21 protein-coding genes and 2 tRNA genes are annotated in these 24736 nt (G+C 70.9%); 17 read left to right on the top strand and 6 right to left on the bottom strand.

The window, feature by feature from the left end; translation table 11 throughout:
• Positions 1-17 precede the first annotated feature (17 nt).
• From AB0H12_RS27270 to AB0H12_RS27250, 5 genes are all read left to right on the top strand, one after another.
• A tRNA-His gene (locus AB0H12_RS27270) sits at positions 18-93 on the top strand.
• Positions 94-148: 55 nt separating this feature from the next.
• A complete protein-coding gene (locus AB0H12_RS27265; protein ID WP_499626491.1) occupies positions 149-1780 on the top strand; it encodes an ABC-F family ATP-binding cassette domain-containing protein in 1632 nt (543 codons plus the stop codon).
• Positions 1781-1837: 57 nt separating this feature from the next.
• Positions 1838-2299, top strand: a complete 462-nt coding sequence (locus AB0H12_RS27260) for a helix-turn-helix domain-containing protein (protein WP_499626489.1) — start codon at positions 1838-1840, stop codon at positions 2297-2299.
• A 10-nt stretch (positions 2300-2309) separates the two neighbouring features.
• A complete protein-coding gene (locus tag AB0H12_RS27255; protein WP_499626487.1) occupies positions 2310-2483 on the top strand; it encodes a hypothetical protein in 174 nt (57 codons plus the stop codon).
• Between the two features lie 80 nt (positions 2484-2563).
• Positions 2564-2818 carry a hypothetical protein gene (locus AB0H12_RS27250; protein ID WP_499626485.1) on the top strand — a complete coding sequence of 85 codons (255 nt, stop codon included), beginning with the start codon at positions 2564-2566 and terminating at the stop codon, positions 2816-2818.
• 3 nt (positions 2819-2821) lie between these two features.
• Here AB0H12_RS27250 and AB0H12_RS27245 read toward each other — a convergent pair whose 3' ends face one another.
• Complete coding sequence (locus AB0H12_RS27245) at positions 2822-4024, bottom strand: L,D-transpeptidase (RefSeq protein WP_499626483.1); 1203 nt, start codon at positions 4022-4024, stop codon at positions 2822-2824.
• Positions 4025-4257: 233 nt separating this feature from the next.
• On the opposite strand from AB0H12_RS27245, the gene AB0H12_RS27240 reads away from it, so the two are divergent.
• A tRNA-Lys gene (locus tag AB0H12_RS27240) sits at positions 4258-4330 on the top strand.
• Positions 4331-4857: 527 nt separating this feature from the next.
• Here AB0H12_RS27240 and AB0H12_RS27235 read toward each other — a convergent pair.
• Complete coding sequence (locus AB0H12_RS27235; protein ID WP_499626482.1) at positions 4858-7881, bottom strand: AfsR/SARP family transcriptional regulator; 3024 nt, start codon at positions 7879-7881, stop codon at positions 4858-4860.
• Between the two features lie 149 nt (positions 7882-8030).
• On the opposite strand from AB0H12_RS27235, the gene AB0H12_RS27230 reads away from it, so the two are divergent.
• Positions 8031-9230 carry an NADPH-dependent FMN reductase family protein gene (locus AB0H12_RS27230; protein ID WP_499626481.1) on the top strand — a complete coding sequence of 400 codons (1200 nt, stop codon included), beginning with the start codon at positions 8031-8033 and terminating at the stop codon, positions 9228-9230.
• Positions 9227-9652, top strand: a complete 426-nt coding sequence (locus AB0H12_RS27225) for a hypothetical protein (protein WP_499626479.1) — start codon at positions 9227-9229, stop codon at positions 9650-9652. Before AB0H12_RS27230 ends, AB0H12_RS27225 begins: the two co-directional genes overlap by 4 nt.
• Here AB0H12_RS27225 and AB0H12_RS27220 read toward each other — a convergent pair.
• Positions 9578-11743, bottom strand: a complete 2166-nt coding sequence (locus tag AB0H12_RS27220) for an ATP-binding protein (protein ID WP_499626477.1) — start codon at positions 11741-11743, stop codon at positions 9578-9580. The two genes, AB0H12_RS27225 and AB0H12_RS27220, sit on opposite strands and share 75 nt — an antisense overlap.
• 157 nt (positions 11744-11900) lie before the next feature.
• Positions 11901-12572 (bottom strand): hypothetical protein, encoded by a 672-nt coding sequence (locus AB0H12_RS27215; protein WP_499626475.1) that lies wholly within the window; start codon positions 12570-12572, stop codon positions 11901-11903.
• Between the two features lie 90 nt (positions 12573-12662).
• Between AB0H12_RS27215 and AB0H12_RS27210 the strand changes: the two genes are divergently transcribed.
• From AB0H12_RS27210 to AB0H12_RS27175, 8 genes are all read left to right on the top strand, one after another.
• Positions 12663-13775, top strand: coding sequence for a DUF2786 domain-containing protein (locus AB0H12_RS27210; protein WP_499626474.1), 1113 nt, complete (start codon positions 12663-12665; stop codon positions 13773-13775).
• A 370-nt stretch (positions 13776-14145) separates the two neighbouring features.
• Complete coding sequence (locus tag AB0H12_RS27205; RefSeq protein WP_499626472.1) at positions 14146-14862, top strand: hypothetical protein; 717 nt, start codon at positions 14146-14148, stop codon at positions 14860-14862.
• Positions 14863-14913: 51 nt separating this feature from the next.
• Entirely contained in the window at positions 14914-15357 is a 444-nt protein-coding gene (locus AB0H12_RS27200) for a very short patch repair endonuclease (RefSeq protein ID WP_372470424.1), read from the top strand.
• Positions 15358-15370: 13 nt separating this feature from the next.
• Positions 15371-16459, top strand: coding sequence for a DNA cytosine methyltransferase (locus tag AB0H12_RS27195; RefSeq protein ID WP_499626694.1), 1089 nt, complete (start codon positions 15371-15373; stop codon positions 16457-16459).
• Between the two features lie 82 nt (positions 16460-16541).
• Positions 16542-17072 (top strand): hypothetical protein, encoded by a 531-nt coding sequence (locus AB0H12_RS27190; protein WP_499626470.1) that lies wholly within the window; start codon positions 16542-16544, stop codon positions 17070-17072.
• Positions 17073-17111: 39 nt separating this feature from the next.
• Complete coding sequence (locus tag AB0H12_RS27185) at positions 17112-17381, top strand: GlsB/YeaQ/YmgE family stress response membrane protein (RefSeq protein ID WP_499626468.1); 270 nt, start codon at positions 17112-17114, stop codon at positions 17379-17381.
• Between the two features lie 511 nt (positions 17382-17892).
• On the top strand, positions 17893-20532 hold the full coding sequence (locus AB0H12_RS27180) for a DEAD/DEAH box helicase (RefSeq protein ID WP_499626466.1): 2640 nt from the start codon (positions 17893-17895) through the stop codon (positions 20530-20532).
• Entirely contained in the window at positions 20525-21340 is an 816-nt protein-coding gene (locus tag AB0H12_RS27175) for an SWIM zinc finger family protein (RefSeq protein WP_499626464.1), read from the top strand. Before AB0H12_RS27180 ends, AB0H12_RS27175 begins: the two co-directional genes overlap by 8 nt.
• On the opposite strand, the gene AB0H12_RS27170 is transcribed toward AB0H12_RS27175, so the two are convergent.
• A complete protein-coding gene (locus AB0H12_RS27170; RefSeq protein ID WP_499626463.1) occupies positions 21337-21621 on the bottom strand; it encodes a MoaD/ThiS family protein in 285 nt (94 codons plus the stop codon). The genes AB0H12_RS27175 and AB0H12_RS27170 overlap by 4 nt on opposite strands.
• A gap of 1 nt (position 21622) precedes the next feature.
• Positions 21623-22687: a WD40/YVTN/BNR-like repeat-containing protein gene (locus tag AB0H12_RS27165; protein WP_499626462.1), complete on the bottom strand. Its 1065-nt coding sequence runs from the start codon at positions 22685-22687 to the stop codon at positions 21623-21625.
• Between the two features lie 172 nt (positions 22688-22859).
• Between AB0H12_RS27165 and AB0H12_RS27160 the strand changes: the two genes are divergently transcribed.
• The gene (locus AB0H12_RS27160; protein WP_499626460.1) at positions 22860-24566 is read left to right on the top strand and encodes an acyl-CoA dehydrogenase family protein; all 1707 of its coding nucleotides are present in this window, start codon (positions 22860-22862) and stop codon (positions 24564-24566) included.
• Positions 24567-24736: the final 170 nt, after the last annotated feature.

Here is a 24736-nt window from a genome sequence, read left to right as displayed (position 1 = left end):
CGGGTCAGCCGGTCTTGGTGGGTGTAGCTCAGCTGGCAGAGCACTGGGTTGTGATCCCAGGTGTCGCGGGTTCAAGTCCCGTCACTCACCCCAAGCGAACGCCCCTCGACGCCTGTCGAGGGGCGTCTTCTTTTGCCGTGGAGTCGTCATGAGCGCCACACTCGTCGCGAAGGACCTGGCCGCCGGGCACGGCGACCGCGTCCTGTTCGAAGGCCTGGACCTGGTCGTCGCACCCGGTGACGTGATCGGCCTGGTCGGCGCCAACGGCGCGGGCAAGTCGACGTTGCTGCGGACGTTGGCGGGCCTGCTGCCCGCCGAGCGGGGTGTGATCCGCCTCTCCCCGACGACCGCGACCGTCGGCCACCTGCCGCAGGAGCCGGAACGGCGCCCCGGCGAGACCGTGCGGGACTTCCTGGCCCGACGCACGGGCGTGGCGGCGGCGCAGGTCGAGCTGGACCGGGCGACCGAGGCGTTGTCGTCGGGTTCGGGTGACGACGGCTACTCCGACGCGTTGGAGCGGTGGCTCGCGCTCGGCGGCGCGGACCTGGAGGAGCGGTCGCTGGAGGTGGCCGCCGACCTGGGGCTCGACGTCTCGCTCGACCTGCCGATGACGGCCCTGTCAGGTGGCCAGGCGGCGCGGGCGAGCATGGCGTCGTTGCTGCTGAGCAGGTACGACGTGTTCCTGCTCGACGAGCCGACCAACGACCTCGACCTGGACGGCCTGGCGCGGCTGGAGCGGTTCGTGACGGGGCTGCGGGCGGGCGTCGTGGTGGTGTCGCACGACCGCGAGTTCCTGGCCCGCACGGTGACGCGGGTCGTCGAGCTGGACCTCGCGCAGCAGCAGGTGCGGTCCTACGGCGGCGGCTACGAGTCGTACCTGGAGGAACGGGAGATCGCCCGCAGGCACGCGCGTGAGGAGTACGACGAGTACGCGTCCACGCGGTCGTCGCTGGAGGAGCGCGCCCGGGCGCAGCGGGCGTGGATGGAGAAGGGCGTGAAGAACGCCCGCCGCAAGGCGCCCGACAACGACAAGATCGGGCGCAAGTTCCGCACCGAGGCGACCGAGAAGCAGGCGTCGAAGGCCCGGCAGACCGAGCGCCTGATCGAACGCCTGGACGTGGTCGAGGAGCCGCGCAAGGAGTGGGAGCTGCGGATGGAGATCGCCGCCGCGCCCAGGTCCGGCTCGGTGGTGTCCGTGCTGCGGGCGGCGGTGGTGACGCGCGGGTCGTTCACGCTGGGGCCGGTGGACCTGCAGGTGGACTGGGCGGACCGGGTCGCCATCACCGGGGCCAACGGCTCGGGCAAGTCGACGTTGCTGGCGGCGCTGCTCGGCCGCGTCCCGTTGGCCTCGGGCTCGTCGTCCCTCGGCTCGGGTGTGGTGGTCGGCGAGATCGACCAGGCGCGTGGCCTGTTCCTGGGCGACGAGCCGCTGCTGGACGCGTTCGGCGCGGCCGTGCCGGACGTGCCGCCCGCCGACGTGCGCACGTTGCTGGCGAAGTTCGGGCTGAAGGCGGCGCACGTGCTGCGGACGGCGGCGTCGCTCTCACCCGGTGAGCGCACCCGTGCCGCGTTGGCCCTGCTCCAGGCGCGCGGCGTCAACCTGCTCGTGCTGGACGAGCCGACGAACCACCTCGACCTGCCCGCGATCGAGCAGCTGGAGTCCGCGCTCGACTCCTACCAGGGCACCTTGCTGCTGGTCACCCACGACCGCCGGATGCTGGACGCCGTGCGCACGACCCGCCGCCTGGTCGTGGCGGCGGGTCGCGTCACCGACTTGTAGCCAGCAGTTGCAGATGCTGCAGATAGGCGTTACCTGCGATGCGCAGAGGGGGTAGCGATGTCCGCGGTCGAACCGCTCTTCGAACTTGAACGCCCCGACGAGGTGACCCGACAGGCATCCTCGCGACTCGAACACGCTATGACGGGCGCACGCTTCGACCGAGCCGTGCTCGTGGTCGACGGCGAAGAGGTCGAAGTCCCGAAGGCGCTGGTACAGGTCCTGCTACACGCCGTGCACCAGCAGGCCGCCGGGCGCCGGGTCCGCGTGGTCGCGCCTGACGCGGACGAGGAGCTCACACCGAACCAAGCCGCGAAGTACTTGGGCATCTCCCGACCACTCCTGGTCAAGTTGCTCGATGACGGGACGATTCCGGCACGGAACCTGCAGGGAAGTCGTCATCGGCGCATCTCCGTCGCAGCACTGGAGTCCTACCTCGACCGCAAGGTCGACCGACGCTCCCGGCTGTCCGCGGCGATGAACGAGATCGCCGAAGCAGGCCTCTACGATCGACAGGATTGACCGATCCTCGGTGACCGTCACCCGTGCCTTCGCCGACACCGACACCTTGTACCCGTTCTACGTCTGCGACCTGCTGTTGCACTGCGCCGAAGAAGATCTGTTCCGGGTGCTGTGGTCCGAGGACCTGCTGGCGGACTCGTCGAAGTGGTGCCCAGGTCAGGACACAAGAGCAGGCAAGCCGTAGCAGGGCTGTGCGCGGCGATCCGGGAGGTCTTTCCTGACGACGAGGTGCCCCGGCGCGCCTACGAGCGCCCCATCGCCTCCATGCCGGGAACCGACCCCGACGACTGGGCGCACTCGGCCGCCGCCCTCGCCGGCAAGGCCGACGTCCTGCTCACCCGTGACGTCAGAGGCTTTCCCAAGCAGGCGCTGGGTCGGCGCGGCCTACGTGTGACGACAGCGGATCAGTTCTTGTGCGAGCAGTTCGCGGCGTTCCCCGAGGATGTTGAAGTAGTACGGGACGCGGCGCGCACGACCCGCCGCCTGGTGGTGGCGGCGGGTCGCGTCACCGATCTCTGAGCCCTAGCGGTTGCCCTTGACCCACTGGTCCCACGGGATCTGCCAGTCGCCGAAGCCGTCCCACGACTCCAGCACCGGGCCGCCGGAGTTGGTGACGACCACGATGTCGCCCTGCTTGGAGTTGTCGAACACCCACTTGGCGTTCTCGGGAGAGAGGTTCAGGCAGCCGTGGCTGACGTTGCGGTGGCCCTGGTCGCCGATGGACCACGGCGCGCTGTGGAAGAAGATGCCGGAGTTGGACATCCGGTAGGCCCAGTCGACCGGGGTGACGTAGCCACCCGCCTCCAGCGACAGGCCGTAGGTGCGGGAGTCCATCACCATGTGGGCGTGCTTCTCCATGAGCACGTAGGTGCCCGTGGGGGTGGGGTTCTGCGCGTCGCCCATGGACGTCGGCATGGTGCGCACGACCTGACCGTTGACCTTGGTGACGACCTGGTGCGTCTGGCCGTCCGCCTCGTGCACGACGGAGTCGCCGATGGTGGTGTTGATCACACGGTCTTCTTCGCCGTACACGCCGTTGCCCACGTGCTTGCCGTAGATCTTGGCGTTGATCGTGATCTTGGTGCCGGGCGTCCAGTAATTCTGCGGCCGCCAGTGCGCCGTCTTCTCGTCGAACCAGTAGAAGGCGCCCTCGACGCGCGGCACCGTGGTGATCGAGATCATCGCCTCGGCGGCGGCCTTGTCCGCGATCGGCTCGTCGAAGTAGAACGCGAGCGGCTGGCCGACGCCGACCGTCGTGCCGTCCTGCGGGTTGACCGAGAGGTAGGTCAGCGTGCGCGGCTTCACGGTGGTGAAGGTGGACGTCTTGGTGACCGGCTTGCCGTCCGCGCCCTCGCCCGTCACGGCCAGCGTGTAGGTCTTCTGGTAACCGAGCGGCTCGGTGTTGGTCCACTGGAGACCGTCGGGGCTCACCTGACCGGCCACGGCCTTGCCCTCCGGGTTGGTCAGCGAGACCGACGTGATCTTGCCGTCGGTGGCCGTGGCGACGACCGGCACGCCGGGTTGCACGTCGACCGCCGCGTCCGCGGGGCCCGTGGTCAACGACACGGGCTTGGGCGGCGGTGTCGACGACGTAGTGGTGGTGGAGGCCTCGCCGCCGGCGTCCCCGGTCGCGGCCGAACCGGAAGAACAACTCGTGATCAACGTCGCGACCAACCCGATCGCGACGATTCCCAGCGCTCGGCGCGCCCCCCGCTTGCGGTACATCCCCGTCCTCCGCTTCATCCCCAGAACGCCGTGACAGCCCGCACAGGAGTCTGTCGGCATCCCCTGACAAGGTGACGCCTGGAGGGTTGACGATGTTGCCCGAGATGCTGGATCGTTACCAAGGCGAAGTTCCCCCTGCACCAGGGCGGCACACCTACCCTGACCAGGCGATTGGGAGCCCGGTCGGACGCTGTGCTAATGTTCTTCACGTCGGACGGAGCAAGAGGGTCCGAGCGCCGCTAGCTCAACTGGCAGAGCAGCTGACTCTTAATCAGCGGGTTCGGGGTTCGAGTCCCTGGCGGCGCACAACACAGCGAGAGGGTCACCATTCCGGTGGCCCTCTTGTTGTCTTTCACGGCGATGAACGCCACGAAGGAGTGGGTGGGAACTTGTACTCCCACCCACGTCCTCAGGTCGGCGCCTCGGAGGTTCCACCACCGGTACTGCCGGCTCTGCGTATGTCGGGTTCCATCAGAGCTCCTCGTTCGAGTCTCGACCACCGCGAAGCGGTCGTCATCCGATACGGCCGGGCCATTGCACAACACAAGCCGAGCTACCCGGATCGGCTTCGGCGGCCGTCGCCGCCGGACCGCCGAGCACGAATGCGACGACGGCGAGTGAACCGATCAACGAAACAGCCAGGTTCCGCATTGCGCGGGAAACGTGAGTACGCACGGGCGCAGTAGATCACCCGCCCCAGTGGCCCGTTCACACCGGGGTGGTCCTCTTCCGGGTGTCACCCACCCGTCAGAGAAGAGCTGCGACAACCATTGATGCATAACTATTTTGTTGTCCCGCTCAACATTCACTGGATCAGGTGACGACCTTTCCACTCAGTTCTTACGCTCAGTGATCTCCTTGGCGGGTGTCGCGGTGAAGTCGGACGCCGACGAACGAGGCTCCGGAATAGCGCTGCGAATCGTCTTCACATCGGCCAGGTGTTCCGTCACCACCTCGGCCTCGACCTCCTGCACGCCCCGCAGCACCTCGACTGCCAGCCGGAACCGCTCTTCGGCCTCGTCCAACTGCCCGAGGGCCACCAGCGCGTGACCCCAGACGTGCAACGCGCGACCCTGCCCCGCACGCGCCCCTATGACGTGACACGTGGAAACGGCCTCCTCGGCGTGGCCGATGGCTTCACCGAACCGGCCCAGGTCGTACTCCACCTCGGTGAGGGTGACGAGCGCGTCGGCGGTGCGGGCGCGATCACCGCCGATCGGGTGGAGCGCCAGGGCTTCGTGGAGCCGACTCAGGGCCTCCTCGTGCTCGCCCCTCTCGAAGTGGAGCCGCCCGACGTCCGTGAGCGTGGTCGCCACACCCCTGACGTGACCTATCGAGCGACGGATGGCGAGCGCCCGGTAGTAGTGCTCCAACGCGAGATCGTCCCGCTCCGCTTTGCGGTACGCGTTCGCGAGCTCGTTCAAGGCGTACGCCTCGCCGTCGCGATAGCCGGATTTGCGCGTCGCGTCCAGGGTTTCCCGGTACAGCTCGATCGCGGCGCCGACCTCGCCCAGGGCCAAGCGGATTCCGGCCAGGTTGTGCGAGCAGATGAGTCGGATCTCGTGCGCGCCGATGGCTTGCGCCAGGTCCGATCCGGCTTTGAAGTGCTCTTCCGCCTCGGCGTACTTGCACAACCGGTACAGCACCATTCCGACATTGCTGTGCGTGCCGCTCAACGCTTCCAGGTCGTCGAGCGCGGCACACGATTTGAGCGCCGCACGGTGACTGATGAGGACGTCCTCGTAATGCCCGGACCGGTCGTACGCCTCGTGGAAGTTGGCCGATAGCCGCCACGCGTGCCCGTGGAACCCGTGGCGCACGGCTTGCGGCACCGCGGCGACCAGGTTCGCCCGCTCCCTGGTGAGCCACCTCAGCGCGTCCGACTGGTCCGCGAGCGGCACCGGCTCCGCCGACATGCCCGGCAGTGGCGGCACCGGCGAGGTCTGGGGATCCAGCAGGTGGGCCGCGGCGCCGGACGACGCCAGGTACCAGTCCAGCAGCCGGGTCATCGCGTGTTTGCGCGCCTGCGCGGGCTCGTCGCGGCGCACGAGGTGCAGCGCGTAGCCGTACAACGTGTCGTGCAGCCTGAACCGCCGCGGCACGGCGCCGTAGTCCAGCAGGTTGCTGCGCACCAGCGTGCTCAGGTGCGCGCTGACCGCGTCGTAGGGCTCGCCCAGGAGCGCGACCGCCGCGTCGACGCCGAACTCGGCCGTCGGGTTGAGCGCCAGCAGCCGGAACATCCGCGCGGTGTCCGCGGGCAGGTCGCGGAACGACCAGGAGAACGCCGCCGGCAGCGTGGCGCTCTCGTCGTCGCTGTCGTGCACGGATCCGAGGATCCCGAGCCCTTCCTGACCCCTGAAGTCCTCGACGAGATCCCCGATCGGGGTGTCCGGCCGGTTCGCGACGTGCTGCGCGATGATCCTCAACCCCAGCGGCAGGCCGCCCACCAGACCGGCCAGGTCCCGCAGCGCCGCGGGGTCGGCGTCGGCTCGCTCGCGGCCGATCTCGTTGCGCAACAACGTGATCGACTCCGCCGTCGACAGCGGCGGCACGGGCACGAGGTCGACGTGGTCGAGGACCTTCAGCCCCATCAGCCGGGTCCGGCTCGTGATGATCGTGAGGCACTGCGGTGTCGCGGCCAGGACCGGCCTGACCTGCGCGCTCTCGTGCGCGTCGTCGAGCAGGACCAGCATCCTGCGGTTGCCCAGCAACCGGCGGAGCTCGAGCTGTCGCTCGCCGCCGGTGGCGGGTATTCGCTCGGCGCCGAGCGACCTGAGCAGGAACGCCAGCACGTCGTCGGGGGCGACCCGCGTGCCGGGGCTGACGCCGCGCAGCTCGAGGTACAGGTTCCCGTCCGGGAACCGGTCGCGGTGCCGTGCGGCCCACTTGAGGGCGAGCTGGCTCTTGCCCACGCTCGGCATCCCGTGCAGCGCGACGACCCGGCCCTGGTCGCCCTCGCCGAGCAGGGCGTCGAGCCTGGCCAGCAGGTCGTCGCGGCCGGTGAAGCTGCGCGCGGGCGGCGGCAGCTGGTGCGGCGCCGTCGTGCCCGACACCGCGGTGCTCTCCTGCTTGCGCAGGATGCTCCGGTAGAGGTCCCGCAACTCCGGGCCGGGCTCGGCGCCGACGTGCTCGAACAGGCGCTGGCAGAACACGGCGTAGAAGTCGAGCGCCGTGGAGTAGCGGCCCAAGGCGTCCAGGGAGCGCATGTACAGGCCGGCGAACGCCTCGTCCGGGGCCTGGGTCGCGGTGAGCCTGCCCGCTTCCGCCATCACCTCCAGGTGCTCGCCCAGTTGGCGCTGGCTGTCCAGCAACGCGTAAAACGCGGGCATCCGGTCGAATGTCTCCATTTGGTCACGACAATGGTCGGCCCACGCCCCGCCGAGCTCTTCGAGCGGCCTGCCGTTCCACTGCGAAAGCGCCTCGCGCAGCAATGCCTTGGCCTCCCGGTGGTCACCCCGAGAGGCCGCTACCCGACCCATCTCCGCCAATTTGCGGAAACGGTGGTAGTCGATCAAGTCCGCCTGTCGCAACACCAACCGATAAGCGTTGCCCTCCTTCGGGATCGAGGCGCCTGTCCCCGATTTGGCCAGAATGGCCCGCAGTCTGCTGACGATCGGCTGCAGGTTGCGTTTCACCTGTTCCGGGGCACTGTCCGGCCAGAGCACCTGAGCGATGGTGTCCACCTGGACCGGTCTCGGGAAGTAGTAGAGGAGCAATGTGAGCACGCCACGGTGCTTGGCCGGCCCGAGATCGCAATCATTCCCGTCGATGTGTAATCGCGTCTTGCCGATGATCTTGAACTCCACCAGCGCCACCCTTTCGCTGGCCAACTTGCCCTTGGGCACAGTGTGCTTCACTGGGAGGAAGTTCCGCAGGCCCGTTTACCCATTTTCGTCCGAATCGCCTATTTGACCGGACGGCGATCGGCAGATGCAAGCGGACTGCAAGTTCCCGGCAAACCGGTCCGTCACTCTTCTCCCGAGGGTTGGAGCGCGAGGGGGAGTGCATGACACGTCCAGAGTGGCCGCGAGTGCCGATCGGGCTCGACGCGTCGCAGTGGGTCAGCCGCGCCGGGTGCCTGTCGGTGCTCGCCGTGGTGCACACGGTCACCAGCGGGCAACGTCTGCTGGAAGCCGTGGAGCTGATCGAGACGGACACGAGGCTGCAGGTCGTCTTCACGCAGGCGCCTGACGTCTTCAGCAACGGGGTGGCCGAGTTCCTGCGGTCCACCGGGGGCGTCGTGTGGCCGTGGGAGCTGGCGATCCGGCAGGAGTTCGCCCTGGCCGTCGCCGCGTCCTACGGCGGGCTGCACGAGTTGCACGCGCCGCTGGTGGTGATGCCGCACGGCGCGGGCTACGGGAAGTCCTTCACCACCGGCGGCGAGCCGGTGGTCTACGGGTTGGACGCGCAACGGCTCCTGCACAACGGCCGTGTGCTGGCGAGCGCGCTGGTGCTCGCGCACGACGACGAACGGGAGGTGCTGCGGCGGCAGTGCCCGCAGGCGCTCGACGTCGCCGTCGTGGCGGGCGACCCGGCCTACGACCGGTTGGTCGCGAGCCTGCCGCGGCGCGAGGAGTACCGGGCCGCGCTGGGCATCGAGCCGGGTCGGCAGACCGTGGTGGTCAGCTCGACGTGGGGCTTGGACTCGCTGTTCGCCAGGTTCGAGGACCTGCTGCCGAGCCTGCTCGAAGAGCTGACGCCGCACGGGTTCCGCGTGGTGGCGCTGGTGCACCCGGGTGCCTGGTTCGGCCACGGTCGGCGGCAGGTGGACGCGTGGCTCGCGGAGTGCCGGGACGCAGGACTGGTCGTGGTCGGTCCGCACGTGGACTGGCGGGCCGCGGTGATCGCCGCCGACCACGTCGTGGCCGACCACGGGTCGGTCGGCGTGTACGCGGCGGCGATCGGGCGGCCGGTGGTCCTGGTCGACGCGCCGGTGCGGGTCGCCACGTCCGGCGGGTCGGCGCAGGACCTGTTGCGGCACCTGGCGCCCAGGTTCCAGGCGGGTTCGCCCGTGCGACCGCAGCTCGACCTGGCCGCGGCACGTGCGGCCGAGCTGGGCGAGGTCGTGCGCGAGCGGTTGACCTCCGAGCCCGGCCGCTCGTCGGCGCGGTTGCGCCGGATCATGTACGAGCTGCTCGACCTCCCCGAACCGGGACGGCACCGCGCCGTGCCGCCGGTTCCGACACCACCGGAGGAGTCGCCGTGACCGAACCCGTGGTGCGGTGGACGAGCGGGCCGGACCGCCTGGCCGACGTCCTCGTGCGCGAGATGTCCGCTGTGGACGGTGGCGATCCGACCGCCGAACTGCTGCGCGACAACCCGTTCGCCGCGCTGGCCGTCGCCGCGTCGGCCGATCGGCTCGTGGTGCGGACCGAGTTCGGCCAGGTGGTCGAGCTCACGCCCGCGGCCACCGCGGCGCGCTGCCTCGACGTCCAGGCGGTCGTGGCGTCGGCTGTGCAGTCGCTCTACGCGTGGCACGTGGCACGACTCGACCTGAGTGCGCTGCGACCGCGTGGGCTGCCCGTGTGGTGCGCGGAACACCGGGCACGTCGGTCAGCCGTCGCGTGCGGGTGGCTCCGGGTCGTCGTCCTGGACGTCCAGTCGTCGAGCGATGCCGGCGGCCTTTGAGGATCCGATCTCGGTGTAGAGCCGCAGAGCCTGTCTCCAGTGCTCTGCGGCCCGCCCCGCGTCGCCCTGCCGTTCGGCGGACTCCGCCAGCAGTTGGTGCGACTCGGCCATCCCCTGTTTGGAGCCGAGCGCGCTCAGCGCGTCCAGCGCGCTCCGCGCCGTTCGGTCGGCGAGCGGCAGGTCGTCGGCACGCAGGTACGCCGCAGCCTGGGCCACCACGACCCGTGCCTGGTTGTAGGGGTCCGGCGGCTCCAACCCGCGGAACTGCGCCATCGCCTCCAGCAACGCCCGCAGCGCCTCGTCGACCCGGCCGAGCCCGGTCAGCGCCCGACCGAGGTTGATCAGGGTGAGGCCGAGGCTCCGCCGCGCGCCCAGGTCCCGGTTGGTCCGGGCCAACCGCTCGAACAGCCCGACGGCCTCGGTGAGCCGGCCACCGGCCACGTGCAGCAGCGCGAGCGCCTCCTCCGCGTCGGCGGCGCCCCGCCGGTCGTCGATCTCCTCGGCGACGGCGACCGACGCCCGCAGGTGCTCTTCGGCCTCGTCCAGCCTGCCCACCGCGGTGCACACCAGGCCGAGCCGCTTGAGCATGTCGGCCTCGGCGAGCCGGTTCCCCCACCGGCGTGCCGCCTCGACGCCGCGCCGGTCGACCTCCAGGCGGTCGCGGTAGTGCTTGTGGTGCAGGAACAGGGGCCAGAGCACGTCCGCCAGCTGCCAGGCCAGCGCCCACCAGCCGCGTTCCTCCGCCACCAGGCCGCAGGTGATGAGGTTCCGCCGCTCCTCCTCCAGCCACGCCAACGCCGACTCGCGATCCGCGAAGTCGGGCACGCCCTCGGGCCGTGCCAGGAACTCGTAGGCCTGTCTGCGCCGGTGGGGTGTGACGACGAGGTCGGCCGCCATCGCGCCGGCGAGGTACCACTCGACCATCCGCCGCACGGCGTGCGCCCGCTCGTCCGGGTCGTCCTCGGAGTTGGCCTTGTTGCGGGCGTGCAGCCGGAGCAGGTCGTGGAAGCGGTACCGGCTCTCGCCGACCGACTCGACCAGGTTGCCGTCCACCAGTTCCTCCAACAACGCGTGCGAGGTGTCCTGCTCCAGCACCGACGTCGCCACCGAGGCGCCGAACTCCTGGCCGGGGTGCAGCGCGAGCCTGCGGTAGAGCGCCGCCGCGGTCGGTCCGAGCGCGCGGTAGGACAGGTCGAAGGTCGTCTGCACGGACAGCTCCGGCGCCGACAGCATCGACAGCCTGCTGCGCTCGTCGCTCAACTCGGTGACGATCTTCTGCACGGACCACTTGGGGCGGCTGGCGAGCCGCGCGGCGGCCACCCGGACCGCGATCGGCAGGCCACCGCACATGCCGACCAGCGCCTCGGCCCGTTCGGGATCGTCGTCGATCCGGCGTTTGCCCACCACCTTCGCCAGCAGCCGCACCGCCGACAGCTTGCCGAGCGGACCGACGTCGACCAGTCGCGCGCCCTCGGCGACCAGGCCGGTCAACCGGTTGCGGCTGGTCACGAGGACCGCGCTGGCCGGCGAGTTCGGCGCGAGCGGGCGCACCTGCGCGGCCGAGTACGCGTTGTCGAGCAGGACCAGGAGCTTCTTGTCCGCGGTCAGCGAGCGGTAGAGCGCGGCCTGCTCGGCGATCTCGACCGGCACCTCCCGGGACGGCACGCCCAGGCTGCGCAGGAACAGGCCGAGCGCGTCCTCCGGCGTCACCGGCTCGGATCCGCTGAACCCCGCGAGGTCGACGTAGAGCTGGCCGTCGGTGAACCGGTCGCGCGCGGTGTGCGCCCAGTGCAGCGCGAGAGCGGTCTTTCCCACCCCGCCGGGACCGCTGAGCACCGCGAACATGCGGATTCCGTCGCGCCGGTTGTCGGCCAGCGCCTCGTTCAGCTCGGCCAATTCCGCGGCCCGATCCGTGAAATGCACCGGAGCGCCCAACAATTGCCGCGGCACCGGCGGCGGTGTGGACGGTGCATTGTGGAACGCTATCCCCCCGTGCACCACCGCCGCCTGCACCGCACCGCCGGAGACGGACCCCGACAAGGTGTTGCCCAGCTCGGCCGTCGGGTCCGGGCCCTGACCTGATCGCGACATCCGCTACCCCCGTGGCGTGTCAATTCGACCAACAACACGACCGTACGGTATGTCAGTACGGAAGACATTCCCCTACTTCGGCAATTCGCTCTCCGTTCGGACCAACGGGATCGTGACCGCGGTCACCTGATTAGATGGCGGAGCAATGAATTAGGGGTCACCCGAACGCGAGCGCGATCCGCCGGGCCGCCAGCAGCCGGGTCCGCCGGACGTCCTGGTCGATCACCGCGTCCGCGTTGCGGTCGAGGCGGTGGTAGGACTTGGCCAGCAGCCAGTGCGCGGCCTCGGCCCCGATCGGGTTCAGCGGGCCCTGGTCGGCCAGGCGGGCGCGGGCGGTGACGACGTCCCTGGTGACGAAGGCGGTGCGGACCTCGCCACCCGACAGCTCGTCGATCAGGAACACCATGGCGTGCTCGGCGCCGGCGAACGTGTACGTGCAGATCAGGGCCAGGTAGCCGGCGTCGATCGACCGGTCGCAGATCCAGGCTCCGCCGACCGCCAGGGCGGGGCCCGCCGGCGTGACGGCGCTCGCCGCCCACTCGCGCGGACGGCCGGTGAGCACGGCGGCCAGGACGCGCAGCAGGGCGTGGTTGCGCCGGCTGGGCAGCGACACGGCGTGCTCGACCAGGCCCGCCCAGAACTCCTCGTCCGGCTGGAGGTCCGCGACCGCGCTGCTGACCGTCAGCTCCGCCTCCAGCGGGTCGAGCAGCTGCGGCAGGGCGCGGCAGCGGTGGACCACCTGTCGCTGCGCCACGGTCAGCGGTGTCCCCTGTGGACGGTTCACCACCACGATCGGCCGCTGCTTCGGCACCTGCGTCTTCCGGCTCACCGCGCGAGGCTGGCACGTCGGGGGCCCGCCGGGGCCGCAACGCGCACCGGGTGCGGCGACACCACACCCGAAAGGGGACAATCGGCGGTCGTGGACTCCCTGCGCGATGCGTTGTGGCGGGCCGCGGCGAATCGCCGGGCCGGGCTGCCGCGCACCTCCTCCCTCCCACCGGCCGAAGTGGACGACGCGGTCCAGGCGGTGCTGAGGCGTGCCTTCGAGCACCTCTGGGAGCACGGCTGGCTGCCCTACGACGTGTACGAGGTCGTACGGCGCAATGAAGACGAGCGCGCGTTGTCGTTCCTGGTCGACTCGTTGGCCGTCGAGGCGGCCCGCTACCCGGTGTTGCACCCCCGCTGGCGGGAGCAGCTGGCGGAGATCGGGGCGACGGTGTGGTGGAACACCTCGCAGCCGCACGTCGACCAGTGGGCGAGCAGGCACATCGAGCTGCGTGACGACGCCGTGGCCGCCGCCGTGGCCGTGCTGGCGGTGCTGGTCACGTTGCCGGGTCTGCCGGTGATCGTGCCGAGGCCGGGCACGCCGCTGGCCGAGGTCGACCACCACCACGTGGACCCGAAGATCCTCAACCGGGTGCGGGCTCTGCTGGCCAAGGCGGAGTCGACCGCGTTCCCGGACGAGGCGGAGGCGCTGTCGGCCAAGGCGCAGGAGCTGGTGACGCGGCACGCGTTGGAGCGGATGCCCCTGGAAGCGCCGACGACCACGTCACGCCGGTTGTGGTTGGACAAGCGGTACTTCGACGGCAAGGCGCACGTCGTGCACGTGGTCGCGGAGGCGAACCGCTGCCGCGCCGTGGTGTACGACCTGGGGTTCGTGGCGTTGGTCGGCGAGGAGCTCGACCTGGAGATCGTGGAGCTGCTGTCGGCGTCGTTGCTGGTCCAGGCGACGCGGGCGATGATCGCGGCGGGCGACAAGGCGCGCAAGGGCGACGAGGCGCGGTCGGCGGCGTTCCGCAAGTCGTTCCTGCTGTCGTACGCCCACCGGATCGGGGAACGGCTGCGGACGGCGAACGAGGTGCCCGACGACGACCGGCTGCTGCCCGTGCTGGCCGAGCGCAAGAAGGCGGTGGAGGAGTACTTCGGCGCGATGTTCGCCCGGACCGTCGCCAAGTCGACGCCGGTGCGCAGCGCGGCGGGGTGGGACGCGGGCCGCTCCGCCGCGGACCGGGCCGACCTGTCGATCACCTGACGCCCGGCGGTTGCTCAAGGGTCCTGGTCGGCCGCAGCGGACATCAGCTCGGCGAGCACGTCGAGGTCGGCGACCCGTCGGAACCCTCGGGTGACCTCGTCGAGGACCGCGGTCGACGCACGGGCCCGGAAGCCGGGCTCGTCCGACGCCGGACAGGCAGCGGCGGCACGGCGGATCAGCAGACAAACACCTCGCGCACCGCTTGAGAACCCGTTCCGCCCGCACAGCGCACACCGGCTCCGGCAGGTGACCGATTCGATGGGCAGTCGGAACCCGCGGTCCGCACTTGTGCCGACCGGGGCGTCCTCGGAGCGCTATGGCGGCGGCGAACGCGGTCGGGCTGTCGGTGGTCGTCCGTACTCTCCGCGTCATGACCACCGCGATGGAAGTGCGCCGGCTGTTCAACGTCACGCAGGAGACCCGGTTCCACTTCAACCACTGGTTCAGCGGGCGCAAGCACGTCGTGGCGCACGTGATGGCGCACGAGTCCGTGGCCGTGCACCGGATCACACCCGACGAGGTCGAGGCCGCGTGCCGCAGCGCGCCGCGGCCGGGTCCGACCGACGTGCCCGAGATCCGGGACTGGCGGCCCGACTTCGCCTTCGCGCACGTGGCGCACCACGTGGTCGAGGCGCTTGGTCGATTACCCGGCTGGCCCGAGTTCCGGGAGTTCTGCGAGGCCGACGAGCAGGCGCGGGGGATGTTGTGGACGCCGGCCCGCGAGGTGATCGCCGAGGTGGGGCCGGAGGGGCGTGCGGCGCTGCGCAACCGCGTGGTGTCCGACTTCCTGGGGTTCCTGCGCGACCTGCACGTGCTCGCGGTGCTGCGCGGGCACGGGCTGGACGTGCGGGTGCACCCGTTGGCGGACACCGTGTTCAAGGTGGACGCGTGGGTGGAGCGGCTGATCCTCAACCCGCGCGGCGGCGGGCAGCGGTCGGCGGACCTGCTGGTGCACGCGATGCCGCCGTTCTTCTTCACGGACCTGGGGGTCACCGAGTTCACGCAGGTCGGTGCGGCCCTGCTGCCGTCACGCGCGCAGCTGGACCGCGCGGCGCGGCGGCTGCGCGACGTGCTGCACCCGGCATGAGGGAGGTCGTGGGTGGGCTCCGGCCACGGTGAGCGCCGGCGGGACGGGCGCATGGGCCATCATGGCCGGGTGCCGAACCTGGAGACGACGGACGACGTCCGCGCCCGGATGAGCAAGCAGCGTTCCCGTGACACGGGCATCGAGGTCGCGTTGCGGCGCGAGCTGCACCGGCTGGGGCTGCGGTACCGGGTGCACCAACGGCCCGTGCGCGCGGTGCGACGTGAGGCCGACGTGGTGTTCGGGCCGGCCAAGGTGGCGGTGTTCGTCGACGGGTGCTTCTGGCACGGCTGCCCGGAGCACGGCACGTGGCCCAAGCGCAACGGCGAGTTCTGGCGGACCAAGATCGAGACGAACCAGGCGCGTGACGCGAACACCGACCAGGTGCTGGCGGACGCGGGGTGGCTCGCGGTGCGGGTGTGGGAGCACGAGGACCCGGCCGTCGCGGCGAGTCGGGTGCGGACCACGGTGTTGCGGCGTCGCGGTCGGCTAGCCTGAGCTCGTGCTGTCCATGATCGACCTGTTCGCCGGCTGCGGCGGCATGACCGCGGGGTTCGCCGCGGCGGGCGGCTACCGGCCGGTGATGGCGGTCGAGTGGGACCTGCACGCGGCGGCGACGTACGCGGCGAACTTCGGCGAGGACCACATCCGCTGGTCGGACATCGCGGCCGTGCCGGACAGCGCGATCCCCGAGGTCGACGTGATCGTGGGCGGTCCGCCGTGCCAGGGGTTCTCGAACCTGGGCTCGAAGGACGTCGACGACCCGCGCAACTCGCTGTGGCGCGAGTACCTGCGGTTCGTGCGGAAGGCCCGGCCGAAGGTGTTCGTGATCGAGAACGTCGACCGGTTCCTGGCGTCGACGGAGTTCGCGCTGCTCCAGGCCGAGACCGAGGGCTACGAGCTGAGCTTCGGCATCCTGCTGGCGGCGGATTTCGGCGTGCCGCAACGGCGTCGGCGCACGATCGTGATCGGCTCGCGGATCGGGCGCGTCCCGCTGCCGGTCGCGACGCACCCGCGCGGGCGGTGGCACACGGTGGGCGACGTGCTCCGAGGCCTGCCGGAGCGGCCGGTGACGACCGCGTTGCCGAACTCGGTGGTGGAGTTCTTCGGTCGGGAGCTGCCGGGGCCGTTCAAGAGCCCGGACCTGCACATCGGCCGCAACCCCACGCCGTTGTCGCTGGAGCGGTACCGCCACGTCCCGCCGGGCGGTGGCCGGTTCGACGTGCCGACGGAGCTGTTGCCGCGGTGCTGGCGGGAGAAGAAGAGCGGCACGACGGACGTGATGGGCCGGATGCGGTGGGACGAGCCGTCGGTGACCATCCGCACCGAGTTCTACAAGCCGGAGAAGGGTCGCTACCTGCACCCGCAGTGGGAGCCGGGCGAGGACGGGCACCGGGTCGACCGCCCGATCACGCACCTGGAGGCGGCGCGGCTGCAGTCGTTCCCGGACTCGTTCGAGTGGTGCGGCTCGAAGATCGAGGTGGCCAGGCAGATCGGCAACGCCGTGCCGCCGTCGTTGGCGAGGGCCATCGCCGTGCACCTCAAGCCGTACCTGACGGGCGCCGAGCCGACCGCGCCGACCTGCCCGCTCTGCCCCTGACCCGGGCTTCCGGCCCGTTCCCCGGCACGTGGCCGTGGCCGGCGACCCGAAGTTGTCGGACCCCTCCGCTAGCGTCATCACCATGACGACAACCACGTACGAGAACGCGGTCCGCATCGGCTCCACGACCTACCAGGTGGTGGCCACCGCCGACCCGGACCTCTCCGTCGACCTGGCCGGTGTGGACGCCTCGGGCGTCCTGGTGGCCGAGGGCACCATCCGCCTGCCCGCGGACGCCGGCGCGAAGATCGGCAAGCTGCTCGCGCAGGTGCTGGAGGCGTTGGGCAGGCTGAGCACACCGTCCCCGCTCTCGGCCCGCGACCGCCCGGCCAACGCCAACCAACCGTGGAGCCAGGACCTGGACGACGGCCTGCGCGCCGACTGGCTGGCGGCGACCACCGAGACGCCGACCGCCGACCTGATCCGTTCGATCGCCAAGCGGCTGGAACGCTCCCCCACCTCGATCAGGTCACGACTGGCCAGGGTGGGCTGCGACCCGGACGTGCCCGGCCGGGAGCTGTCCTCCGACGGCGCGCAGGTGTTCCGGGTTCAGGGTCGGGATCAGGGGCGGGTCAGGGGCAAACCCGATTCAGGAGGGGAGGGCGCCGAGTGATGCTCGAGGTGGACGCGTAGGGCGAGGAAAGGACCTCTCGTGGAGATCACCGGGCTCATCTCGGCGTTGTTCATCGGCGTGGTCGTCGGTGGCCTCGGGCGGCTGGTCGTGCCGGGCAGGCAGAAGATCTCGATGGTGATGACGCTGCTGGTCGGTATCGCGGCGGCCTTGGTGGGCACCTTCGCGGCGTCCGTCATCGGCGTCTCGAACACCTCGGGCATCGACTGGATCGAACTGGCCCTCCAAGTCGGCCTGGCCGCCGTCGGCGTCACCACCCTGGCCCGCCGGAGGTCCCGCCAACCCCAGTGACCAACCTCCACCGGCAGGCCGCCCGGTCCAACCCCGTCCGGCCTGCCACGGCCCCTGCCCGGCCCGCCCCACCATGCCCGCAGGCCCACGCGGCGCTCCGGTCGTCCAAGGCCCAAGGGTTACGGCGGGGCGTGGTGCGGAGTGGGCAGTGGGGCGGTGGTAGGTGGTGCTGTTGGTGGTCGGCTGGGTGGGGGTGGGTTGGGGACGAGGTGGCGGTAGGCGCATAGTGCTGTTCGTGTTGGTGCTGCATGCGTTGGGCGTGGGTGGCGGGCGGGTTGGGGTTTGGGTGGAGGATTCGCTCTTGCCGGAGCGGGTTGGTGGGCGGTTGCCTCGGCGGGCGGTGAGGCATCCGTTCGCGGTTGGCGGGGAAGGGCTCGCGCGGTTGGTCGGTGGGGTGCTCGGGGAGGTTTCCGTTCGGTTGCCTTCCTACGCCGGTGGGCCGGTCGGTTCGCCCGAGTTGGTCCGCGAGGCCGTCGGTGGGCGGCGGGGAGCTCTGCGCTGGCGGGAGTGGGTGGTTCCGGTTGCGTGGGTCGAGGGGGTGGCCGGGTCGCTGCCACCGGACTGCCGGGGTGGGGCTTCGTGGAAGTTCCTGATCGACGTCCTCGAGTTCGGGCGGGAGCTGGTTCGGCGGGGACGGGTGCTGCCTTCGCTGGACGGGGACGGGTGCGCGAGGTGGCGGGCGGCGTTGTCCGGGGTGGACGCGTTGCGCTTCGCGGCTTTGCGGGCGAGCGCGCCGCCGTCGTTCCTGGGCTCCGACGGGCCTGGTGACCTGGTCCAGGAGGTGCTGGACCGCGCGGTCGACCGCGAGGTCAGGGTGGCGTTGCGAGGTGCGCGGCCCGGCGGGGACGGGATGGTCGGGCAGTGGCTGAACGCGTTGGTGGACGAACCGCGCGTGGTCGGTGAAGTGGGTGCGTTGCGGGCCAAGGTGGGGGCTTGGCGGGCCAACGGGTTGCAGGAGAGTCCTGTTCGGACCTGCTTCCGGCTCAGCTCGCCCGACCAGGGCGGCATGGCGAAGGACGGGTGGCGGGTCGAGTTCCTGCTCCAGGCCGTGGACGAGCCCAGCGTCGTGGTGACGGCGGAACAGCTGTGGCACAAGCAGGACGCCGTGTTGCGGCGGTGGGTCGGTCGGCCGGAGGACGTGCTGCTCGGCGACCTGGGGCGGGCCGGTCGGCTCTACCCGGCGTTGGACCGGGCGCTCTCCGCCCGCCGGCCGGTGGAGCTGGAGCTGGACGTCGAAGGCGCGTACGACTTCCTCCAGCACGCGGCGGTGTTGGCGGAGGCCGGCTTCGGCGTGATGCTGCCCTCGTGGTGGCGTCAACCCCAGCGCCTCGGGCTCCGGCTCAACGCCACCAGTCGCGGCACGGCGGGTGAGGTGGCGAAGGAGAGCGAACTCGGGCTGAAGGTCCTGGTCGACTACAAGTGGGAACTGGCCGTCGGCGACGAACGGCTGACCGAGGCCGAACTGCAGTCCCTCGCCGAGGCCAAGGTGCCGCTGGTCCGGGTCCGCGGCCAGTGGGTGCACGTCGACCCGAAACGCCTCGCCGCGGGCCTCGCCTTCCTCAAGCGCGGCGGCGGGCAGATGACCGCCGCGCAGGTCCTGCTGCACTCCGGCCTGCACCCGGAGGACGCCGACCTGCCACTGCCGCTGAACGGCGTCAGCGCCACCGGCTGGCTCGGCGACCTGCTCTCCGGCGAGGTCGAGCACCACCTGGAGCCGGTCGGGCAGCCGAGCGGCCTGGTCGCCGAACTGCGGCCCTACCAGCAGCGCGGCTTGGCCTGGCTGGCGTTCCTCGACCGGCTCGGCCTCGGCGCGTGCCTGGCCGACGACATGGGCCTCGGCAAGACCGTCCAACTGCTGGCCCTGGAAGCGCACAACCGCGCGCACGGCGCCCGCCTGCCGACGCTGCTGGTCTGCCCGATGTCGGTGGTCGGCAACTGGCAACGCGAAGCCGCCCGCTTCACCCCCGGCCTGGAGGTGCGCGTTTACCACGGCGCGGACCGCGCCCTCGACACCGACTGCGACCTGGTCATCACCACCTACGCGGTCGTCGCGCGCGACGCCGGGAAGCTCTCCGACGTGAGCTGGGACCGGGTCGTCCTCGACGAGGCGCAGAACATCAAGAACAGCGCCACCCGGCAGTCGAAGGTCGTGCGCGCCCTGCCCGCACGGCACCGCGTGGCGTTGACGGGCACACCGGTGGAGAACCGGCTGGCCGAACTGTGGTCGATCATGGACTTCGTCAACCCCGGCGTCCTGGGCACGGTCAACACGTTCCGCGCCCGCTTCGCCGTGCCCATCGAACGCCACCACGACGAGGACGCCGCCGTCCGCCTGCGCCGGATCACCGGTCCGTTCGTGCTCCGCCGCCTCAAGACCGACCCGCGGATCATCACCGACCTGCCGGACAAGATCGAGGTCAAGCAGCTGTGCACGCTGACCGCCGAACAGGCCACGCTCTACCAGGCCGTGGTGGACGACATGCTGGCCAAGATCGCCGAGGCGGAGGGCGTCAAGCGCAAGGGCCTGGTCCTGGCCACGATGTCCCGCCTCAAGCAGGTGTGCAACCACCCGGCGCAGCTCCTCGGTGACGGCTCGCGCGTCGCCGGCCGCTCCGGCAAGCTGGCCCGGCTGGAGGAGGTCCTGGACGAAGCGCTGGCCGACGGCGACAAGGCGTTGTGCTTCACCCAGTTCACCGCCTTCGGCTCGCTCGTGGTCCCCCACCTGGCCGCCCGCTTCGACACCGAAGTCCTCTACCTGCACGGCGGCACGCCCAAACGGCAGCGCGACGAGATGGTGCGGCGGTTCCAGGCGCAGGACGGCCCGTCGATCTTCGTGCTCTCGCTGAAGGCCGGCGGCACGGGGTTGAACCTGACCGCCGCCAACCACGTGATCCACCTCGACCGCTGGTGGAACCCGGCCGTGGAGGACCAGGCCACCGACCGGGCGTTCCGCATCGGCCAGCGCAACCACGTGCAGGTGCGCAAGTTCGTCTGCGTCGGCACGCTGGAGGAGCGGATCGACCGGATGATCGAGGAGAAGCGCGGGTTGGCCCAGCTCGTGGTCGGCGCGGGCGAGGACTGGCTGACCGAGATGTCCACCGGCGAGCTGCGCGAGCTGTTCGCCCTGTCCGGGGAGGCCGTCGGTGGCTGACTGGCACGGGTACCACCCGCCGGCGCGGCCGATCCGGGTCGAGGGCGGCCTCACGTTGCGCAGCAAGCGGGGCGACATCGCGCAGACGTGGTGGTCGCGCCGGTTCCTGGAGGTGCTGGAGTCGTTCGGCATGGCCGCCCGCCTCGCCCGCGGCCGGGCGTACGCGCGCACCGGCCAGGTGATGAGCCTGTCCCTGTCGTCCAGCCTGGTGGTGGCGCTGGTGACCGGGACGCGTCCCGAGCCGTACCGGGCGCGGATCGGGGTGCGGAAGTTCACCGACGACGACTGGCGGCGCATCGAGCACGCGCTGGCCGACCGGGCGATCTTCGCGGCCAAGCTGCTGGCGGGCGAGATGCCGCCGGAGATCGAGGACGTGTTCGCCGACCTCGGCCTCGCCCTCTTCCCGAGCACGATGCGCGAGCTGCACATGGACTGCACGTGCCCGGACTGGGAAGTGCCGTGCAAGCACCTCGCCGCCACCTGCTACCTGCTCGCCGAGTCGTTCGACACCGACCCGTTCGAGATCCTGGCCTGGCGCGGGAGGTCCCGCGAGGACCTGCTCGACCGGCTGCGCGACCTGCGGGCCCCCATCCCGCCCGCCGAGCCCTCGACGCCTCAGGGACCGCGGGAGGACTCGTTCGAGACCTTCTGGGCACGCCCGAAGGTCGCCGAGGTCGTGCCGGACGTCGTCGAGCCGACCACGAGGCGCCCGGACGCGCTGCTCGACCAGCTCGAACCGCTCGTCGTGGACGGCCGTTCGGTGACCGACGAGCTGCGCCCGCTGTACCGGCGGCTCGCGAAGCCCTAACCGCCCGCGACCGACGGCAGGATCCGCACCTCCGCGTCCGGGCGCAACGAGGTGTCGGCGCCGGACAGCCGGCGGCACTCCTCCCCGTCCACGTAGAAGTTCACGTAACGGCGCAGCCCGGCCCGCTCGTCGCGCAACCTGCGGTCCAGCAACGGGTACCGCGCGGCCAGGTGGTCGAGCAGCGCGCCCAGCGTGGCGGGTTCGGGCAGGTCGACCTCCAGCCTGGCCTGGTCGCCCGCCGTCCGGCGGAGCGGCCCGGGGATCAGCACGAGCACCCGCACGTCACACCTCAGCCGCCCGCACGCACAGCACGTCGGGCAGGTGCTCGGCGATCCGCCGCCAGCCGGCGCCCTCGTCGGCGCTCGCGTACACCTCGCCCGACCGCGACCCGAAGTAGACGCCGGCCGGGCTCGCCGCGTCCGTGCACATCGCGTCACGCATCACGGCCGTCCAGAAGCCGTCCGGCAGCCCGGCGCGCAACGCCTCCCACGAGGACCCCGCGTCCGACGACCGGTACACCGCGCACTGCCCGCCGGGCGGGAACCGGTCGCCGTCCGCGGTCAGCGGGAAGGTGTAGACCACGTCCGGGTCGTGCGGGTGGCTGACCACGGCGAAGCCGAAGTCGGCGGGCAGGCCGTCCGCGATCGACGTCCACGTCTCCCCCGCGTCGTCCGACCGGTACACGCCGTGGTGGTTCTGGAGGAACAGCCGCTCCGGCCGGGACGGGTGCCGGCTCACCTTGTGCACGCACTGGCCGAACTCCGGGTACGGGTCGGCCAGGAAGTACGCCTTGATCCCGGTGTTGCCCGGCTTCCACGACGACCCGCCGTCGAACGTCCGGTACACGCCGCCGGTGGACATCGCCACGATCAGCCGCAGCGGGTCGACCGGGTCCGGCAGCACGGTGTGGATCGCCTGCCCGCCGAACCCCTCGCCCCACAGCTCGCGGTGCGGGTGCTTCCACAAGCCCTCCACCAGCGAATACGTCCGACCGCCGTCCTCGGAGCGGAACAACGCCGACGGCTGCGTGCCCGCGTACACGACCTCCGGGTCGGGCGTGAGCGCCAGCTGCCACACCCGTTCCAGCGCGGCGTCCGCCGGGAACGCGATGGGCGCCTGATCCGGTTCCTCCCAGGTCACGCCGAGGTCGTCGCTGGTCAGGACGGTCGGTCCGAAGTGGGAACTGCTCGTGCCGACCAGGAGCCGCGGCCGGTCCCGGCGGTCCTCGATCGCGATCGCGTAGACCTCGGTCATCGGGTGGTGCGGTCCGCTGAGGCTCCACGACGTGCGGTCCTCACTGGTCGCGAGCCACAGGCCCTTGCGGGTGCCGATGGCGAGCAGATTCATGACAACTCCTCGGCTTGTGACGCGCAGCACACTAGTCTTTCGGCCGCCGCTCCGCAGACGGCGGCTCGGTCGCCCGGGAGACGGACGATCGACGCGACCTCGCACCCCGAGCGCGAGGAGCCGGCGAAGTTACCGACTGGTAGCGTGCGGCGGCGACGAAGGGAGAACCCCGGTGCTGTTCGACCCGAACACCTACGACTTCGGACACCTGGACGCGGAGGGCCGCCGCCTGCTGCGCGCGACCGTCGACTGGTTCGAGGAGCGCGGCAAGCGCCGCCTGATCGCCGACGACCAGGCCAAGGTCTGGTACACGGAGTTCCTGGACTTCGTCGCGCGCGAGAAGCTGTTCGCGACCTTCTGCACGCCCGCGACCGAGGCCGACGGCAACCCCGCCAAGCGCTGGGACGCCGCCCGCAACGCCGCGCTGAGTGAGGTCCTCGCCTTCTACGGCCTCCAGTACTGGTACGCCTGGCAGGTCACCGTGCTGGGCCTGGGCCCGATCTGGATGAGCGACAACGCGGTGGCCCGCAAGAAGGCCGCCGAACTCCTCGACCAGGGCTCGGTGTTCGCGTTCGGGCTGTCCGAGAAGGAGCACGGCGCCGACGTCTACTCCACCGACATGGTCCTCACGCCCACCGCCACCGGCTTCACCGCGTCCGGCGGGAAGTACTACATCGGCAACGGCAACGTGGCCGGCATGGTGTCGGTCTTCGGCCGCCGCGCGGACGTCGAGGGCCCCGACGGGTACGTGTTCTTCGCCGTCGACTCGCAGCACGAGAAGTTCACGCTGGTCAAGAACGTGGTCGACTCGCAGATGTTCGTCAGCGAGTTCCACCTGGACGACTACCCGGTGTCCCCGGACGACGTCCTGCACACCGGCCCGGACGCGTTCAGCGCCGCCCTCAACACGGTCAACGTGGGCAAGTTCAACCTGTGCACGGCCTCGATCGGCATCGACGAGCACGCGTTCTACGAGGCCATCACGCACGCCCACAACCGGGTCCTGTACGGCAAGCGGGTCACCGACTTCCCGCACGTGCGGCAGAACTTCGTGGACGCCTACGCGCGCCTGGTCGCCATGAAGCTGTTCGCCGACCGCGCCGCGGACTACTTCCGCAGCGCCTCCCCCGAGGACCGCCGCTACCTGCTGTTCAACCCGATCACCAAGATGAAGGTCACCAGCGAGGGCGAACGGGTCGTCGACCTGCTGTGGGACGTGATCGCGGCCAAGGGCTTCGAGAAGGACACCTACTTCTCGATGGCCGCCCGCGACATCCGCGCGCTGCCGAAGCTGGAGGGCACGGTCCACGTCAACCTCGCCCTCGTGCTCAAGTTCATGCCGAACTACCTGTTCCGGCCCACCGCCTACGCCGACGTCCCGACCAGGCACGACCCGGCCGACGACGAGTTCTTCTGGCGCCAGGGACCGGCCCGCGGCCTCGGCCAGGTCACGTTCCAGGACTGGGAGACCGCCTACCGCGAGCACGCGCACGTGCCCAACGTGGCCCGCTTCCACGAGCAGGCCCGAGCGCTGCGCACCCTGCTCACCACCGCCGCGCCGGACGAGGAGCAGCAGCAGGACCTGGACTTCCTGCTCAACCTCGGCCACCTGTTCACGCTGGTCGTCTACGGCCAGCTGGCGCTGGAGCAGGCCCGGATCACCGACCTGGACACCGACGTGCTGGACCAGGTGTTCGACGTCCTGGTGCGCGACTTCTCGGCCTACGCGGTCGCGCTGCACGGCAAGGCGTCGTCCACCGAGGCGCAGCAGCGCTGGGCCGTCGAGCAGGTCCGCAAGCCCGTTGTCGACCAAGCCCGCTTCGAACGCGTCTGGAGCAAGGTGGCGGCGCTGTCCGGCGCATACGAAATGCGCCCGTGAGCGATCGCGGTAAGGCGGTGGGTGTTCACCACCGCCTTACCGGCGAAGCCCGGGTAAACGATTAACCGCGTCCGGTAGCCGGTCGGGCAGCACCGGCAATGGCACCAATCACGACCACTCCGACCGGACGTCGCGCGCACGGCCCGACGGGTGAACGCGCGCCCGATCGG

This window comes from Actinosynnema sp. NPDC023794 (assembly GCF_040639675.1).
GTDB lineage: Bacteria > Actinomycetota > Actinomycetes > Mycobacteriales > Pseudonocardiaceae > Actinosynnema > Actinosynnema luteola.
This window is presented reverse-complemented; position numbering and strand designations above follow the sequence as displayed.